12 protein-coding genes and 1 tRNA gene are annotated in these 16,121 nt (G+C 61.1%); 10 read left to right on the top strand and 3 right to left on the bottom strand.

The genetic code is table 11. The features are described 5' to 3' along the window. Nucleotides 1-9 precede the first annotated feature (9 nt). The 10 genes from AACV02_RS26515 (at nucleotide 10) to AACV02_RS26470 (ending at nucleotide 13,032) form a co-directional block, all read left to right on the top strand. The gene (locus AACV02_RS26515; RefSeq protein ID WP_106577622.1) at nucleotides 10-1,431 is read left to right on the top strand and encodes an N-acetylmuramoyl-L-alanine amidase; all 1,422 of its coding nucleotides are present in this window, start codon (nucleotides 10-12) and stop codon (nucleotides 1,429-1,431) included. Beyond that, nucleotides 1,431-3,344, top strand: a complete 1,914-nt coding sequence (gene mutL / locus AACV02_RS26510) for a DNA mismatch repair endonuclease MutL (protein ID WP_119737926.1) — start codon at nucleotides 1,431-1,433, stop codon at nucleotides 3,342-3,344. The genes AACV02_RS26515 and mutL overlap by 1 nt, the downstream gene beginning before the upstream one ends. After that, nucleotides 3,344-4,315 (top strand): tRNA (adenosine(37)-N6)-dimethylallyltransferase MiaA, encoded by a 972-nt coding sequence (miaA, locus tag AACV02_RS26505; RefSeq protein WP_119737924.1) that lies wholly within the window; start codon nucleotides 3,344-3,346, stop codon nucleotides 4,313-4,315. Before mutL ends, miaA begins: the two co-directional genes overlap by 1 nt. A 93-nt stretch (nucleotides 4,316-4,408) precedes the next feature. Beyond that, complete coding sequence (gene hfq, locus AACV02_RS26500; protein ID WP_083355553.1) at nucleotides 4,409-4,669, top strand: RNA chaperone Hfq; 261 nt, start codon at nucleotides 4,409-4,411, stop codon at nucleotides 4,667-4,669. Nucleotides 4,670-4,681: 12 nt separating this feature from the next. Then, a complete protein-coding gene (gene hflX, locus AACV02_RS26495) occupies nucleotides 4,682-5,983 on the top strand; it encodes a ribosome rescue GTPase HflX (protein ID WP_106577625.1) in 1,302 nt (433 codons plus the stop codon). A 96-nt stretch (nucleotides 5,984-6,079) separates the two neighbouring features. Continuing rightward, nucleotides 6,080-7,255, top strand: a complete 1,176-nt coding sequence (hflK, locus tag AACV02_RS26490) for an FtsH protease activity modulator HflK (protein ID WP_106577626.1) — start codon at nucleotides 6,080-6,082, stop codon at nucleotides 7,253-7,255. Then, nucleotides 7,255-8,121 carry a protease modulator HflC gene (gene hflC, locus AACV02_RS26485; protein WP_017138460.1) on the top strand — a complete coding sequence of 289 codons (867 nt, stop codon included), beginning with the start codon at nucleotides 7,255-7,257 and terminating at the stop codon, nucleotides 8,119-8,121. The genes hflK and hflC overlap by 1 nt, the downstream gene beginning before the upstream one ends. Nucleotides 8,122-8,426: 305 nt before the next feature. Further along, the gene (locus AACV02_RS26480) at nucleotides 8,427-9,614 is read left to right on the top strand and encodes an ATP phosphoribosyltransferase regulatory subunit (protein WP_119737922.1); all 1,188 of its coding nucleotides are present in this window, start codon (nucleotides 8,427-8,429) and stop codon (nucleotides 9,612-9,614) included. Between the two features lie 54 nt (nucleotides 9,615-9,668). Continuing rightward, a complete protein-coding gene (locus AACV02_RS26475; protein ID WP_119737920.1) occupies nucleotides 9,669-10,958 on the top strand; it encodes an adenylosuccinate synthase in 1,290 nt (429 codons plus the stop codon). A 139-nt stretch (nucleotides 10,959-11,097) separates the two neighbouring features. Continuing rightward, the gene (locus AACV02_RS26470; protein ID WP_119737918.1) at nucleotides 11,098-13,032 is read left to right on the top strand and encodes a methyl-accepting chemotaxis protein; all 1,935 of its coding nucleotides are present in this window, start codon (nucleotides 11,098-11,100) and stop codon (nucleotides 13,030-13,032) included. 91 nt (nucleotides 13,033-13,123) lie between these two features. Here AACV02_RS26470 and AACV02_RS26465 read toward each other — a convergent pair whose 3' ends face one another. The 3 genes from AACV02_RS26465 to AACV02_RS26455 form a co-directional block, all read right to left on the bottom strand. Then, nucleotides 13,124-14,689, bottom strand: coding sequence for an ABC transporter permease (locus tag AACV02_RS26465; RefSeq protein WP_119737916.1), 1,566 nt, complete (start codon nucleotides 14,687-14,689; stop codon nucleotides 13,124-13,126). After that, complete coding sequence (locus tag AACV02_RS26460) at nucleotides 14,689-15,714, bottom strand: iron ABC transporter substrate-binding protein (RefSeq protein ID WP_119737913.1); 1,026 nt, start codon at nucleotides 15,712-15,714, stop codon at nucleotides 14,689-14,691. The genes AACV02_RS26465 and AACV02_RS26460 overlap by 1 nt, the downstream gene beginning before the upstream one ends. A 146-nt stretch (nucleotides 15,715-15,860) precedes the next feature. Next, nucleotides 15,861-15,947 (bottom strand) — tRNA-Leu (locus AACV02_RS26455). Between the last annotated feature and the right edge of the window lie 174 nt (nucleotides 15,948-16,121).

Genomic DNA, 16,121 nt, shown 5'->3' with positions numbered 1-16,121 from the left:
GGGTTAGGTATGCGCTTTCGCGCGATGGTTGCTGTCGTAGGGGTGTTGCTTGCGGCAATGACTTTCAATGCTCTGGCTGCTTCACAGGTGAAAAGTGTTCGCCTGTGGCGAGCGCCGGATAACACGCGACTGGTGTTTGACCTGTCTGGCCCGGTCCAGCACAGCGTCTTTACCCTCACGGCGCCTGATCGGCTGGTGATCGACATCAACGGTGCGACCCTGGCCGCGCCGTTGAAAGTCTCCACCGCCAACACGCCGATTACCTCGATGCGCTCGGCGCAGCGCACGCCGACCGACCTGCGGGTGGTGATCGACCTGAAAAAGGCGGTGACCCCGAAAAGCTTTGTGCTGGCGCCGAACGCCCAATACGGCAACCGCCTGGTGGTCGACCTGTTCGACAATGCCGCCGATGCCGCGCCGCCGCCTGCGCCGACGCCAAGCGTGGCGACTGTGCCGGCCGTGCCGGTCAATCCATCGCAGCCTCAGGTCAAGCTTCCACCACCGCCGCCCGCACCTGCGGGCAAGCGCGACATTATCGTGGTGATCGACGCCGGTCACGGCGGTGAAGACCCGGGCGCCTCCGGCTCGCGCGGCCAGCATGAAAAAGACGTGGTGCTGGCCATCGCCCGTGAACTGCAACGTCAGGTCAGTGGCATGAAAGGCTATCGCGCCGAGCTGACCCGTACCGGCGACTACTTCATTCCTTTGCGTGGCCGTACCGAGATCGCTCGCAAGAAGGGCGCCGACCTGTTCGTGTCGATCCACGCCGACGCCGCGCCATCGGCCGCCGCCTTTGGTGCTTCGGTGTTTGCGTTGTCGGATCGCGGCGCCACGTCCGAGACCGCGCGCTGGCTGGCCGACAGCGAAAACCGTTCCGACTTGATCGGCGGGGCTGGCAACGTGTCCCTCGACGACAAAGACAAAATGCTCGCTGGCGTACTGCTCGACCTGTCGATGACCGCCTCGCTGACCTCCAGCTTGAACGTTGGCCAAAAGGTCCTGAGCAACATCGGTCGCGTCACCTCGCTGCACAAACAGCGCGTGGAGCAGGCCGGGTTCATGGTGTTGAAGTCGCCGGACATTCCGTCGATCCTGGTCGAAACCGGGTTTATCTCCAACTCCAACGAGGCCTCGAAGCTGGCCAGTGCGAGCCACCAGCAGGCGTTGGCGCGCTCGATCAGCGCCGGCATTCGTCAGTTCTTCCAACAGAACCCGCCGCCGGGCACTTACATCGCCTGGCTGCGTGACTCCGGGAAAATCGCCCAGGGCCCACGTGACCATCGCGTGCAGCCTGGCGACACCCTGGCGATGCTGGCCGTGCGTTTTCAGGTGTCGGCCGCTACCTTGCGCAGCGCCAATAACCTGAAGACCGATGAGTTGAAAGTCGGCCAGGTGTTGACCATCCCTGGCACCGAATTGGCGGCGCAGTAATGAGCGAATCAGTCTTGAACAGTGGCTCGCGCATCGAGCTGCTCAGCCCACGCCTGGCCAACCAGATTGCCGCGGGCGAGGTGGTTGAGCGCCCGGCGTCGGTGATCAAGGAGCTGCTGGAAAACAGCATCGACTCCGGCGCCAAGCGCATTGACGTCGACGTGGAACAGGGTGGCGTCAAGCTGCTGCGCGTTCGCGACGACGGCAGCGGCATCTCCTCCGATGACCTGCCGCTGGCCCTGGCGCGTCACGCCACCAGCAAGATTCGCGACCTCGAAGACCTTGAGCGGGTCATGAGCCTGGGTTTTCGCGGTGAGGCCCTGGCGTCTATCAGCTCGGTGGCGCGCCTGACCCTGACTTCGCGCACCCGCAGCGCCGAGCAGGCCTGGCAGGTGGAAACCGAAGGCCGCGACATGGCGCCCAGGGTTCAGCCGGCGGCGCACCCGGTGGGCACTTCGGTGGAAGTGCGCGACCTGTTCTTCAATACCCCGGCGCGGCGCAAATTCCTCAAGGCCGAAAAAACCGAATTCGATCATCTGCAAGAAGTCATCAAGCGCCTGGCCTTGGCGCGTTTCGACGTGGCGTTTCACTTGCGCCATAACGGCAAGACCATCCTCAGCCTGCACGAAGCCCATGACGACGCGGCGCGCGCTCGGCGTGTGTCGGCAATCTGCGGCGCGGGTTTCCTGGAGCAGGCGTTGCCGATCGAGATCGAGCGCAATGGCTTGCGGCTGTGGGGCTGGGTGGGTTTGCCAACCTTTTCCCGTAGCCAGGCGGACTTGCAGTATTTCTTTGTGAATGGCCGCGCGGTACGCGACAAATTGGTGGCCCACGCTGTGCGTCAGGCCTACCGCGACGTGCTGTTCAACGGGCGGCATCCTACGTTTGTGCTGTTTTTTGAGGTCGATCCTTCGGTGGTCGACGTCAACGTGCACCCGACCAAACACGAAGTGCGCTTCCGTGACGGGCGCATGGTGCATGACTTCCTTTATGGCACTTTGCACCGCGCGCTGGGCGATGTGCGCCCGGATGATCAGCTGTCTGCGCCGATCGTGACGGCGGTGGTGCGGCCGAGCGGCCCGGAAGCCGGTGAGTTTGGCCCTCAAGGCGAAATGAGCCTGGCGGCCAACCTGCTGCAATCGCCGCAGCCGCAGCCGAGCTATACGGCACCGGGTTCCGGCTCCGGTGCCGGCTATCAGTATCAATACACACCGCGTCCGCAGTCGGCAGTGCCGGTGGCTGAGGCCCAGGCGGCCTATCGTGAGTTTTTTGCGCCGCTGCCGGGTGCCGAGCCCAATGCTGTCGCGTTGCCAGAAGGCGGCGGTGATATCCCGCCGCTGGGCTATGCGCTGGCGCAACTCAAAGGCATCTACATCCTCGCGGAAAACGCCCACGGCCTGGTGCTGGTGGACATGCACGCCGCCCACGAGCGGATCATGTACGAGCGCTTGAAGATCGCCATGGCCAGCGAAGGCCTGAGCGGCCAGCCATTGCTGGTGCCGGAGTCCCTGGCCGTCAGCCAGCGTGAAGCCGATTGCGCTGAAGAGCACCACAGCGTGTTCCAGAAACTGGGCTTCGAATTGCAGCGCCTTGGCCCGGAAACCCTGGCGATCCGCCAGATTCCTGCGCTGCTCAAGCAAGCTGAAGCTAACAGTCTGGTCGCCGACGTGCTGGCTGACTTGATGGAGTACGGCACCAGTGACCGCATCCAGGCCCACATCAACGAACTGCTCGGCACCATGGCCTGCCACGGTGCGATCCGCGCCAATCGGCGCCTGGCCTTGCCAGAAATGAACGGCTTGCTGCGCGACATGGAAAACACCGAGCGCAGCGGCCAATGCAACCACGGCCGACCGACCTGGACCCAAATGGGCCTGGACGATCTGGACAAACTGTTCTTGCGCGGCCGTTGATGAGCGCCTTGCCCCCCGCAATCTTCCTGATGGGCCCCACGGCTGCCGGCAAGACTGACCTGGCCATTGAGCTGACCAAGGTGTTGCCGTGCGAGCTGATCAGTGTCGACTCTGCCCTGGTTTACCGGGACATGGACATCGGTACGGCCAAGCCTTCAAAAGCGCTGCTGGCCGAATATCCGCATAAGCTGATCGACATCATCGACCCGGCCGAGAGCTATTCTGCGGCAGATTTTCGCGCCGATGCCTTGGCCGCCATGGCCGAAATCACCGCGCGGGGCAATATTCCGCTGCTGGTGGGCGGCACGATGCTCTACTACAAGGCGTTGCAGGAAGGCCTGGCGGATATGCCGCCGGCTGACGCTCAAGTGCGCGCTGCACTCGAGGAAGAGGCTGTACGCCTTGGCTGGCAAGCCCTGCACGACCAATTGGCGGCGGTTGACCCGGTATCGGCGGCGCGCATTCATCCCAATGACCCGCAGCGCCTCACTCGCGCCCTGGAAGTCTGGCGCGTCAGCGGGCAGACCATGACTGAACATCGGCTGAAACAAACTGCGCAAAGTGCTGACGCAGGCGCGTCTGGACGGGCAGTATTGCCCTATACTGTGGCGAATCTGGCCATTGCTCCGGCAAATCGTCAGGTGCTGCATGAACGAATTGCACAAAGATTCACAATTATGTTGGAACAGGGGTTTGTGGATGAGGTCGTAGCACTGCGTTCCCGAGGTGACCTGCATGCTGGGTTGCCGTCGATACGTGCTGTTGGCTACCGCCAAGTCTGGGATCATCTGGATGGCAAGCTGACGTCAGCCGAAATGCAGGAGCGCGGCATCATTGCCACGCGCCAATTGGCGAAACGCCAGTTCACCTGGTTGCGCAGCTGGAGCGATTTGCACTGGCTGGACAGCCTGGACAGCGACAATCTGTCACGCGCCTTGAAATACTTGGGAACGGTCTCCATATTGAGCTGAGTCCTTGCAATTGCCGTCTATCCTTGGGGGTGTGACGGCCATAAGCTATCTATTTTCCGAATTTTATTATTGATCCTTAAAGGAGTGCGGCACATGTCAAAAGGGCATTCGCTACAAGACCCTTACTTGAATACTTTACGTAAAGAGAAAGTGGGGGTTTCCATCTACCTGGTCAACGGGATCAAGCTGCAAGGCACGATCGAGTCGTTCGACCAGTTCGTGATCCTGCTGAAAAACACCGTCAGCCAGATGGTTTACAAGCACGCTATCTCGACAGTCGTTCCCGTTCGTCCTATCCGTCTGCCTAGCGCAACTGATACCGAACAGGGTGACGCTGAGCCAGGTAACGCCTGATAGGAGTCTCCTTTGTTCTTTGAGCGCCACGGTGGTGGTGAGCGAGTAATCCTCGTTCACTTGGATGGACAGGACCCTGAGGCGCGCGAAGATCCGCAGGAGTTTCAGGAGTTGGCAAATTCGGCCGGCGCCGAGACCGTTGCGTTTTTTAACGTACCGCGTCATCGGCCAACCGCCAAATTCCTGATCGGCAGCGGCAAGGTCGAGGAACTGCGCGACCTGGTCCATGCTGAAGAAGCCGATCTGGTGATCTTCAATCACACCCTCACGCCCAGTCAGGAACGCAACCTCGAACGTGTTTTCGAGTGTCGCGTGATCGACCGCACCGGTCTGATTCTCGATATTTTCGCCCAACGCGCCCGTACCCATGAAGGCAAGCTCCAGGTCGAACTGGCCCAGCTTGACCACATGAGCACCCGGCTGGTTCGCGGCTGGACTCACCTTGAGCGTCAGGGTGGCGGTATCGGCATGCGTGGTCCGGGTGAAACCCAGCTGGAAACCGACCGCCGTCTGCTGCGGGTTCGCCTGCGTCAGATCAAGGGCCGTCTGGAAAAAGTGCGCAGCCAGCGTGAGCAATCGCGTCGCGGCCGCATGCGGGCGGACATCCCCACCGTTTCCCTGGTGGGCTATACCAACGCCGGCAAATCCACCCTGTTCAATAACGTGACGAAATCGGACGTGTACGCGGCCGACCAACTGTTCGCCACCCTCGACCCGACCTTGCGCCGTCTGGAACTGGACGACCTGGGGCCGATTGTCCTGGCCGACACCGTGGGTTTCATTCGTCACTTGCCTCACAAGCTGGTCGAGGCGTTTCGGTCTACGCTCGAAGAGTCGAGCAATTCCGACCTGCTGTTGCACGTGATCGATGCGGCCGAACCGGATCGCATGTTGCAAATCGAGCAGGTGATGGTGGTGCTGGGCGAGATTGGTGCACAGGACTTGCCGATCCTCGAGGTCTATAACAAACTCGATTTGCTTGAAGGCGTTGAGCCACAAATTCAGCGTGATGAAGACGGCAAGCCCCAGCGGGTCTGGCTGTCGGCGCGCGATGGCAGTGGTTTGGAGTTGCTTGAACAAGCCATTGCCGAGTTGCTGGGCAGCGATTTGTTTGTCGGCACCTTGCGCTTGCCTCAGCGTTTTGCTCGACTGCGTGCACAGTTTTTCGAGCTGGGCGCCGTACAGAAAGAAGAATACGACGAAGAAGGTGTCAGCTTGCTGGCCGTTCGATTGCCGCGCTCGGAGCTGAATCGGCTGGTCAGCCGTGAAGGTGTGGTGCCGACGGAGTTCATCGAACAACACACTTTGCAATAAAAGCCTCCGAAAGCGGTTGTGCCGCAGTAGCAGGCATTCTGTAGCATTGGTCGGCGCGCCGTGGGTGCGTCTTTGCTTTATCAGATGGAGAGCGCTATGGCTTGGAATGAGCCGGGTGGCAACTCGAATAATCAGGATCCTTGGGGTGGTAAGCGCCGCAATAATGGCGACCGCAAGGGGCCACCGGATCTCGACGAGGCCTTCCGAAAGCTGCAGGAAAGCCTGAATGGGTTGTTCGGTGGTGGGAAAAAACGTGGTGGTGACGACGGCGGTCGCACAAGCAAGGGCGGTGGCTATGGCCTGCTGGGCCTGGGTCTTGTCGTGCTCGCAGCCGTGTGGCTGTACAGCGCGGTTTACGTCGTGGACGAGCAGGAGCAGGCCGTGGTGCTGCGCTTCGGCAAGTACTACGAGACTGTCGGCCCGGGCCTGAATATCTACTTCCCCCCGATCGACAAGAAGTACATGGAAAACGTCACGCGTGAGCGTGCCTATACCAAGCAGGGCCAGATGCTGACCGAAGACGAGAACATCGTCGAAGTGCCGCTGACCGTGCAGTACAAGATCAGCAACCTGCAGGACTTCGTGCTGAACGTTGATCAGCCGGAAATCAGCCTGCAACACGCAACCGAAAGTGCACTGCGTCACGTGGTCGGTTCTACCGCCATGGACCAGGTGCTGACCGAAGGTCGTGAATTGATGGCCAGCGAGATCAAGGAGCGCCTGCAGCGGTTCCTCGACACTTATCGCACCGGTATCACTGTCACCCAGGTGAACGTACAGAGCGCTGCTGCACCGCGCGAAGTGCAGGAAGCCTTTGACGACGTGATCCGCGCCCGTGAAGACGAGCAGCGTTCGCGCAACCAGGCTGAGACCTATGCCAACGGCGTCGTGCCGGAAGCGCGCGGTCAGGCCCAGCGTATCCTCGAGGATGCCAATGGTTACCGCGACGAAGTGGTTTCCCGCGCCAAGGGTGAGGCGGATCGCTTTACCAAGCTGGTCGCCGAGTACCGCAAGGCTCCGGAAGTCACGCGTGAGCGTCTGTACCTGGACACCATGCAGGAAGTCTTCAGCAACACCAGCAAGGTTCTCGTGACCGGTAGCAAGGGTGGGCAGAACAACCTGCTGTACCTGCCGCTGGACAAGATGATCGAAGGTGGTCGTAGCAGCACCAGCGCACCGGCTACCGGTTCGACCGCTGCTGCCAACGAAGCGAGCGCCCGTGCGGCCGCTGACTTGCTGCAACAGCAAACACGTACCAGGGAGAGTCGTTGATGAGCAATAAATCGCTGACCGCCCTGATTGTGGGCGTCGTCGTGGTCATCGCTGCCTGGAACTGCTTCTACATCGTGTCTCAGACCGAGCGCGCGGTGTTGCTGCAATTCGGTCGTGTGGTCCAGGCGGATGTCCAACCGGGCCTGCATGTGAAGGTCCCCTACGTGAACCAGGTGCGCAAGTTCGACGGCCGCCTGATGACCCTGGATGCACCGACACAGCGCTTCCTGACCCTGGAAAAGAAAGCCGTGATGGTTGACGCCTACGCCAAGTGGCGCGTCAAGGATGCCGAGCGCTTCTACACCGCGACATCCGGCCTCAAGCAGATTGCCGACGAGCGTTTGTCGCGCCGTCTGGAATCGGGCCTGCGTGACCAGTTCGGTAAACGCACCCTGCACGAGGTGGTATCCGGTGAGCGTGATGCGCTGATGGCTGACATCACGCGTTCGCTGAACACCATGGCTGAAAAAGAACTGGGCATCGAGGTTGTTGATGTCCGGGTCAAGGCGATCGACCTGCCCAAGGAAGTGAACCGCAGCGTGTTCGAGCGTATGAGCACCGAACGTGAGCGTGAAGCCCGTGAGCACCGCGCCAAGGGTAACGAGTTGGCAGAAGGTATCCGTGCGGATGCCGACCGTCAGCGCCGTGTACTGCTGGCAGAAGCCTATCGCGAGTCTGAAGAGGCCCGTGGTGATGGCGATGCTCAAGCTGCGGCGATCTACGCCAAGGCTTACGGTCAGGATCAGGAGTTTTACGCGTTCTACCGTAGCCTGCGCGCCTACCGTGAAAGCTTCGCGAACAAAACCGACGTCATGGTACTGGACCCAAGCAGCGACTTCTTCCGCTACCTGGAAAAGTCCAAGTAACCAGCCGGTGATTCTGTAGGACACACTCCGTCGGGCGGCTAAAATGCCTGGCGGGGTGATCCTTTCAGAAAACGGGTGTATGATGCGGCAGCCGGGAAATTCCCGGCTTTTTTGCGTCTGCATGTTTGATTGTTGTGGTGCGTTGCAGACGCCACAGGTTTTTCGAGGAAAGTGCCCGACGAGGCCGCTAGCAGGCCATTTCGTCACGTCGTTCTTGCGCGTTGTTTATGCAGGGGCCGGGCATTTTCTGCTTCACTCAGGGCTCGGCCGAGGGCTGGCCGCCCGGATCATAGGGGAATGGCGTAATGGCAACGGTAGACCGCTGGCTGCTGCCAGATGGCATCGAAGAAGTACTGCCACCAGAAGCTGCGCGCATTGAAGTAGCGCGTCGCCAGGTGTTGGATCTGTTCCAGAGCTGGGGTTACGAGTTTGTCGTGACCCCCCATATCGAGTACCTGGAATCCCTGCTGACCGGCGCGGGCCAGGACCTGGATCTGCGCACCTTCAAGGTCATCGACCCGCAATCGGGTCGGCAAATGGGCTTTCGCGCCGACATCACGCCGCAAGTGGCGCGGATCGATGCGCACACCCTGCGCCGCGAAGGTCCCAGCCGTCTTTGCTATGCCGGCAGCGTGCTGCATGCGCAGCCGCGTGCCTTGTCGTCTTCGCGTAGCCCGATTCAATTGGGCGCTGAGTTGTACGGTGATGCCAGCCCGAGCAGCGACGTTGAAGTGATCAGCTTGATGTTGGCCATGCTGCAACTGGCTGACGTGCCGGATGTGCACATGGACCTGGGCCACGTTGGTATCTACCGTGGCTTGGCCCGCGCGGCCGGCTTGTCTGGTGAAGTTGAGCAGCAGTTGTTCGATGCTCTGCAACGCAAGGCAATCGATGAAGTGATCGCCCTTACCGAGGGTGTACCTGCAGACCTCGCCGGCATGCTGCGCGCGTTGGTTGATCTGTGCGGTGGTCGTGAAGTGCTGGTGGCTGCGCGCGAGCGCCTGGCCAATGCGCCGGCGCTCGTATTGGCGGCGCTCGATGACGTGCTGGCGATTGCCGAGCGTTTGTCGGCGCGCTTCCCGCAACTGCCGCTGTATTTTGACCTGGGCGAGTTGCGCGGCTACCACTACCACACCGGTGTGGTGTTTGCCGTGTTTGTACCGGGTGTTGGCCAGGCCATCGCCCAAGGCGGTCGCTATGACGACATCGGCGCCGACTTCGGTCGCGCCCGTCCGGCGACCGGCTTTTCCACTGATTTGAAAACCCTGGTGACCCTGGGGCGTGCTGAGGTCGAGCTGCCGTCTGGTGGCGTCTGGATGCCCGACAGCACGGACGCAGCACTCTGGCAGCAGGTTTGCCAGTTGCGCAGTGAGGGTCAGCGTGTCGTCCAGGCTTTGCCTGGGCAGCCATTGGCCGCCGCCCGTGAAGCGGACTGCGACCGGCAATTGATTCTGCAGAACGGGCTTTGGCAAGTATCGCCACTGGCTTCTTGAGTTTTCCTGCCGGCCATCGCCGGCACCAAGTTTGCGCGAATGAGGACAAGTGTTATGGGTAAGAATGTCGTAGTCCTGGGCACCCAATGGGGTGATGAGGGCAAAGGCAAGATCGTTGATCTGCTGACCGAACATGCTGCCGCCGTAGTGCGCTACCAAGGTGGCCACAACGCTGGCCACACCCTGGTCATCGATGGCGAAAAAACCGTCTTGCACCTGATCCCGTCGGGCGTATTGCGCGAAGGCGTGCAGTGCCTGATCGGCAACGGCGTGGTGGTTGCACCTGACGCCCTGCTGCGCGAGATCACCAAGCTGGAAGAGAAGGGTGTACCGGTGCGCGAGCGCCTGCGTATCAGCCCGTCCTGCCCGCTGATCCTGTCCTTCCACGTTGCGCTGGACCAGGCCCGTGAAAAGGCCCGTGGCGAGCTGAAGATCGGTACTACCGGTCGCGGCATCGGCCCAGCCTACGAAGACAAGGTTGCACGTCGTGGCCTGCGTGTGGGCGACCTGCTCAACATGCCGCGCTTTGAAGACAAGCTGCGTGAACTGTTGGATTACCACAACTTCATGCTCGTTGGTTACTACAAAGAGCCGGCTATTGAATTCGAAAAGACCCTGGCCGAGTGCAAAGAGTACGCCGAGCTGCTGAAGCCGCTGATGCTCGACGTGACGGCTGAGCTGCACGACCTGCGCCGCGCCGGCAAAGACATCATGTTCGAAGGCGCCCAGGGTTCGTTGCTCGACATCGACCACGGCACCTACCCGTACGTGACCAGCTCCAACACCACCGCTGGCGGCGTTGCTACCGGTTCGGGTGTCGGCCCGATGTTCCTGGACTACATCCTGGGTATCACCAAGGCTTACACCACGCGCGTAGGTTCGGGCCCGTTCCCGACTGAGCTGTTCGACGAAGTCGGCGCGCACCTGGCCAAGCAAGGTCATGAGTTTGGCGCCACCACGGGCCGTGCTCGTCGTTGCGGCTGGTTCGACGCGGTTATCCTGCGTCGCGCTATCGATGTGAACAGCATCTCGGGCATCTGCCTGACCAAGCTGGACGTGCTCGACGGTCTGGAAACCATCAACATCTGCATCGGCTACAAAGATGCAGACGGTAAGGACGTTGCGCCGACCGACGCTGACAGCTACGTGGGCCTGCAGCCTGTGTACGAAGAAGTGCCGGGTTGGACCGAGTCCACCGTGGGTGCCAAAACCCTCGAAGAGCTGCCAGCCAACGCTCGTGCTTACATCAAGCGCGTTGAAGAGCTGATCGGCGCGCCAATCGACATTATTTCGACGGGCCCGGACCGTAACGAGACCATCGTTCTGCGTCACCCGTTCGCTTAATAAGCTGTTGATGTAAAAAGCAAAGGGCTCCTTCGGGAGCCCTTTGTCGTATCTGCCTGGTAAACGGCACGACCCTTGCTATGGTTCTTTCTTTCGCGGTGCTATCAAATTAATGGCACCCGTGGTGGAGGGATTCCCAGTGTCTGCCGTTCTCTCATTGTTACAAAGCCGGCTGTTGCGGCCGGTGTTCGTTACCCTTGGTATCGCTCTTTTGGTGCAAGTGCTGGTCGCCGTCGCTCTGACGCGGAGCACGGTCACTGCATTGGAAGCTGATCTGGGCAACCGCCTGGGTATCGACAGCCAGAAACTGTCCGGCGAGCTGGCGCAAGCCGGCAAGGAAGTCACCTCCAGTCTGGACAGTCTGTCTTCGAGCACGCGCCAGCGTCTGACGGCGGGGCTATCCACGCGTTTGCAGGATGAGCAGAAGCAACTGCGTGCGACCCTGGAAAAGGACCTGCAAGACTCGGCCAACGACATGGCGCAACTGCTGGCCTCGGTGGCGCCGCGCGCCATGTGGGACAGCGACGTGCCGACGCTGTCGGAGTTTGCCCGTCGCGCTCAGCGCAATCCCAACGTGCTGTTCGTGGTCTACGACGATGCGGCCGGCGAGCATCTGACCCGTTATCTGAACCGTGACAACCCGATCAACCAGGCATTGCTGGCCAAAGGTCAGGGCGACCGTGCGCTGGATAAGGTCCTGGACGCGGCGAAAAACGACCCTTCCGTGTTCTACGTCGAAGCGTCGATCAGCCCCAATGGCGTAGAGATTGGCAAGGTCCGCATGGGGGTGTCGACTGCGGCGGTAGAGACTGACCTGGCTGCACTGGACAAGCGGTTTGCCGCACTGATTGCCAGCAGCGATCAACTGGTGGGCGACAGCCTCAAGGGCGCTGCCGCAGACAGCGCAGCTGCCATGGGCGCGCGCCTGCAATCGGCGCAAGCCACCGCCACGCAAATGACCGCCAACACCACCAGCGCCGTGCAGGAGGCTGCAGGCACCTTGCGTTGGCGCATCGGCATGGGGCTCGCGATTGTTGGGTTTGGCGTGTTGCTGCTGATCGCTGTTGTGCTTGGGCGTCGCGTGGTCAATCGTCTGAAGCTGCTGATTGCGGCCATGGATGACCTGGCGGCGGGCGAGGGCGACCTCACCAAGCGCGTGCAAATCAGTAGCAAGGACGAGATCGGCGACATGGCTTCGGCGGTCAATCGCTTTGTGGATAAGTTGCAGCCCATCGTGCGAGAGGCCGGCGATGTGGCCCAGCGCACCGGCGTGGAAATCGGCGCAATGACCTTGCGCAATTCTGGCGCCGATGCGGCGGCCGGTTTGCAGCGCGATGAAGTGGCGGAGAGCTTGCGGGCACTGTCGCAAATGGCCGATGAGGCCCAGGCCGAAAGCCATGCGATGCAGGCGGCGTTGCAGCAGGTGGTGGATATTCGCCAGGCCACGGACGAAAACTCGCGCACTTCGGCGGAAGTCGGCAGCCTGATCGAAGCGTTGGCCGGGCAGGTGCAGGCCGGCTCCCAGGTCATTGAGCGGCTGGCCCAGCAAAGCGAGCAGATCGAAGTGGTGCTCACGGTGATTCACGGCATTGCCGAGCAGACCAACCTATTAGCGCTCAACGCCGCCATCGAAGCTGCGCGCGCCGGTGAGACCGGGCGTGGTTTTGCGGTTGTGGCGGATGAGGTGCGGGCGCTGGCCAGCAAAACCCAAAGCTCTACCGGTGATATCCAGGCGCACATCGTGGCGTTGCAGCAAGGCGCGCGCGAGGCGGTGGAAACCATCGGCAAGGCTGGGCGTCAGGCCAATGAAGGTTTGCTGGTGCTGCGCGACAGCGTGCGCTTGCAGCAGACGGTGCAGGCTTCGGTGGAGCAGGTGCACGCAGCGATTGGGTTGGCGACGCGCGCGGCTGAGCATCAGGCGCAGGGTGCGCACGCGGTGCGTGGGCGGGTCGAGGTGATTCATGCCCAGGCCGAGCGTGCTGCGCAGGCGGTGGTTGAGACTACTGCCAGTGGCAAGGTGCTGGATGGGTTGGCGGCGCAGTTGAAGGCGAGCCTGGGGCAGTTCAGGGCTTGATGTCGCCTGGGAGGGCCCTTTCGCGAGCAAGCCCGCTCCCGCATTGGAATGTGTTTCAAGTGTGAGAGCGGGCTTGCTCGCGAAAGCTATTTCAGCGGCTCAGATACATCCGAGTCGTGAGCAGATACACCGGCAACCCCGACACCAGAATCAACAACGCCGCATAGGGCGCCGCCGCTGCGAACTCCACATTCGAGGTGTGCGCCCACACGGCCGTCGCCAGGGTGTTCAACCCCGTCGGACTGAGCAGCAGCGTCGCGGTCAATTCCTTCATCGCATCCAGAAACACCAGCGCAAATGCAGCGCCCAATGCCGGGAAAATAATCGGCAAGGTCACCCGGCAAAACGCGCTGAACGACGACGCACCCAGCGTGCGCGCGGCCTCTTCCAGTTGCGGTGCCGCCTTGTTCAAAGCCGTGCGGATCGGCGCCTGTGCCAGTGGCAAAAACAGCAACGCATAGGCAATCAACAGCAGCGCGGAAGTCTGGTACAGCACCGGCACGTAATGCAGTGCGAAATACACCAGCGTCAATGCAATCACCAAGCCGGGCAGGGCATGCAGCAGGTAGGGCAGGCGCTCGGCCCAGATCGCCAATTGGCCTTTGTAGCGCACCACCAGCAGCCCCACTGGCACGGCCAGCACCAGGCAAAGCGCGGCGCCGCCCAGCGACAGCGCAAGGGACGACAGCAGTGCTTCACCGATCTCGGCCACGGGGAAGGCTGCCGATGAGCCCACCGCCAGCCAGTACCCGAGCATTCCCAGTGGAATGCCGCTGCCAATGATCGCCAGCGCCAGGCAATACACCTGGCCCAAGCCCGCCCACTTCCCCAGCTTGAGCTGTTCCGCATGCCGCGCCGCGCCCTGGCCGATGCGCACGTGCCGGCCCTTGCCGCGCACGCGCAGTTCCAGCCACAGCAGCGTCAGGCACATCACCAGCAACACTGCCGAGAGCATCGCGGCATTCGCATTGCTGAACTCCAGCTCGAACTGTTGGTAGATCGCGGTGGTAAAGGTTTGCAGGCCGATGATCGACAGCGCGCCGAATTCCACCAGCATGTGCAGCGCAATTAACAGTGCCCCGGCCAATAGCGATGGCCACAGCAAGGGCAGGGTGACACGCAAAAACACGCCCCAGCGATTCAGCCCCAGGGTGCGGGCTGATTCTTCCAGAGAGGGATCAAGATTGCGCAGCGTCGCCGCCACCGGCAGAAACACCAGCGGGTATTTGGACAGGGTCATCACCAGGATCGCCCCGCCCAGCCCTTCGAAGTGGGCGCTCAGCGAGACCCAGGTAAAGCTGCTGACAAACGCCGGCACTGCAAACGGCAGGCACAGGATCACGCCCCAGATGCGTCGGCCCGGCAGGTTGCTGCGTTCCAGTAGCCACGCCAGCGACAGGCCGATCACGCCGCAGGCCACCGTCACGCCAATCATCAGCGCCAGGGTGTTGCGCAGCAGCCCGAACACATAGGGGCGCCATAACAGGTGCATCGCTTGTGCCCAGCCCGCCTGCCAGGCCTTTGTGCCGACATACACCAACGGCAACAGGCTCAGGCCAACCAGGAATAGGACGGGAATCAGCAGCCAGATCGACGGGCGCTTGCGTCGCGGGCTGAAACCCCCGCGCGAGGCGGGGGCCGATAGCGATGGGTTCATCAGTTCAAGCCAACGTCACGTTCCAGGTCCAGGGCTTCTTCGGCATTGCCAAGGTCCGCAGGGGTGACTTTCGGCGGCTGCAGCTCGCTGAAAGGCTTAAGGCCACGGTTGGATTCCATGCCCTTGCGCAGCGGGTATTCGGCCGAGGTGTTGGTGATCACACGCTGGCCTTCTTCGCTGGCCATGAAGGCAAGCAATTGCTGGGCTTCTTTGGGGTGCTTGCTGGATTTCAGCGCGGCGGCGGAAGACACAGTGATCAGGCCACCGGCGTCGCCATCGGTAAAGTAGTGGAGTTGGGAATCCAGGTTGGTTTTTTCTTTCTTCAGGGCGAACCAGTAGTAGTTGTTCACCAGCACGGTGGCGACTTCGCCGTTTTCCACAGCCTTGAGGGCGACCATATTGTTGCTGTAGACCTTGCCGAAGGCGCGCAAGCCGGTCAGCCATTCTTCAGCGGCTTCGCGGCCGTGCAGTTTGATGATTGCCACAGCTTGTTCCTGGAACGCGCCGCTGGTGGGTACGAAACCGACTTTGCCTTGCCACTCGGGGCCGGCGAAATCCAGCACCGACTTGGGCAGGTCTTTTTCGGCGATCAGCTTTGGGTTGAACGCCACGACACGGGTGCGTGCGGTGACGCCCATCCAGTCGCCGTTGCTGCCGACATAATCCTTGGGCAATACGTCGAGCGTACTGGCATCGATCTTGGCCAGCAGGCCTTGTTCGCCAAGTTTGTTCAGTGGCGGCGATTCTTCGGTGTAGATCACGTCGGCAGGGGAGCGGTCGCCTTCTTCGACGACCTGGCTGGCCAGCTGGTTGCTGCTGCCTTTGCGCACGTTGACGTGAATGCCGGTCTTGGCTTCGAAGGCTTTGGCGAGTTCATCGCCGACCTCCTTGTGTTGGCCGTTGTACAAGGTCAGTGCAACCTTGTCGGCAGAATAGGCAGCGGGCGAGAGCAGGGTCAGGCCGAGCAGAGTGATGGTCAGGCCACGCAGAAGCGATGTCTTGAGACGGGTATCGCGGATCATCATCCGGGGTTTTCCTCACTTGAGTGCAACAAATCCTTACAAGGATAAACGATAAAACTTCTCAAGTGCGGACAAGCGGGGGAAATCGCCAGGCAGGTTTTCAAACCCCGGAAACGAAAAAACCCGCTTTCGCGGGTTTGATCTGAATTTGGTGCCCAGGAGAAGACTCGAACTTCCACGACCTTGCGATCACCAGCACCTGAAGCTGGCGTGTCTACCAATTTCACCACCTGGGCTTATCAACAACGCTTGCGCCGTTGATGGAGCGAACTATACGGAGGGCTTTTTGATCTGTAAACCCCTGATTCAAAAATATAAATCGAGATTCTCGTTAGAAATCAAAGGCCTGAAACGCAAAAACCCGCTTTCGCGGGTTTTTGGAGACTCGAGGCAGAACCTTGAGTTTGAAA

It is taken from the genome of Pseudomonas sp. Larv2_ips (assembly GCF_963879675.1).
In the GTDB taxonomy this organism is placed as follows: Bacteria; Pseudomonadota; Gammaproteobacteria; order Pseudomonadales; family Pseudomonadaceae; genus Aquipseudomonas.
Note: the sequence above shows the minus strand (reverse complement) of the source record. Positions and strands in the feature narration are given on the sequence as shown.

What these genes read in the sequence shown, in the direction of transcription:
- hflK (WP_106577626.1), top strand. Translation starts at nt 6,080, where the DNA reads ATGGCTTGGAATGAGCCGGGTGGCAACTCGAATAATCAGGATCCTTGG.
- mutL (WP_119737926.1), top strand. Translation starts at nt 1,431, where the DNA reads ATGAGCGAATCAGTCTTGAACAGTGGCTCGCGCATCGAGCTGCTCAGC.
- AACV02_RS26460 (WP_119737913.1), bottom strand. Translation starts at nt 15,714, where the DNA reads ATGATGATCCGCGATACCCGTCTCAAGACATCGCTTCTGCGTGGCCTG.
- hfq (WP_083355553.1), top strand. Translation starts at nt 4,409, where the DNA reads ATGTCAAAAGGGCATTCGCTACAAGACCCTTACTTGAATACTTTACGT.
- AACV02_RS26515 (WP_106577622.1), top strand. Translation starts at nt 10, where the DNA reads ATGCGCTTTCGCGCGATGGTTGCTGTCGTAGGGGTGTTGCTTGCGGCA.
- AACV02_RS26480 (WP_119737922.1), top strand. Translation starts at nt 8,427, where the DNA reads ATGGCAACGGTAGACCGCTGGCTGCTGCCAGATGGCATCGAAGAAGTA.
- AACV02_RS26475 (WP_119737920.1), top strand. Translation starts at nt 9,669, where the DNA reads ATGGGTAAGAATGTCGTAGTCCTGGGCACCCAATGGGGTGATGAGGGC.
- miaA (WP_119737924.1), top strand. Translation starts at nt 3,344, where the DNA reads ATGAGCGCCTTGCCCCCCGCAATCTTCCTGATGGGCCCCACGGCTGCC.
- AACV02_RS26465 (WP_119737916.1), bottom strand. Translation starts at nt 14,689, where the DNA reads ATGAACCCATCGCTATCGGCCCCCGCCTCGCGCGGGGGTTTCAGCCCG.
- hflC (WP_017138460.1), top strand. Translation starts at nt 7,255, where the DNA reads ATGAGCAATAAATCGCTGACCGCCCTGATTGTGGGCGTCGTCGTGGTC.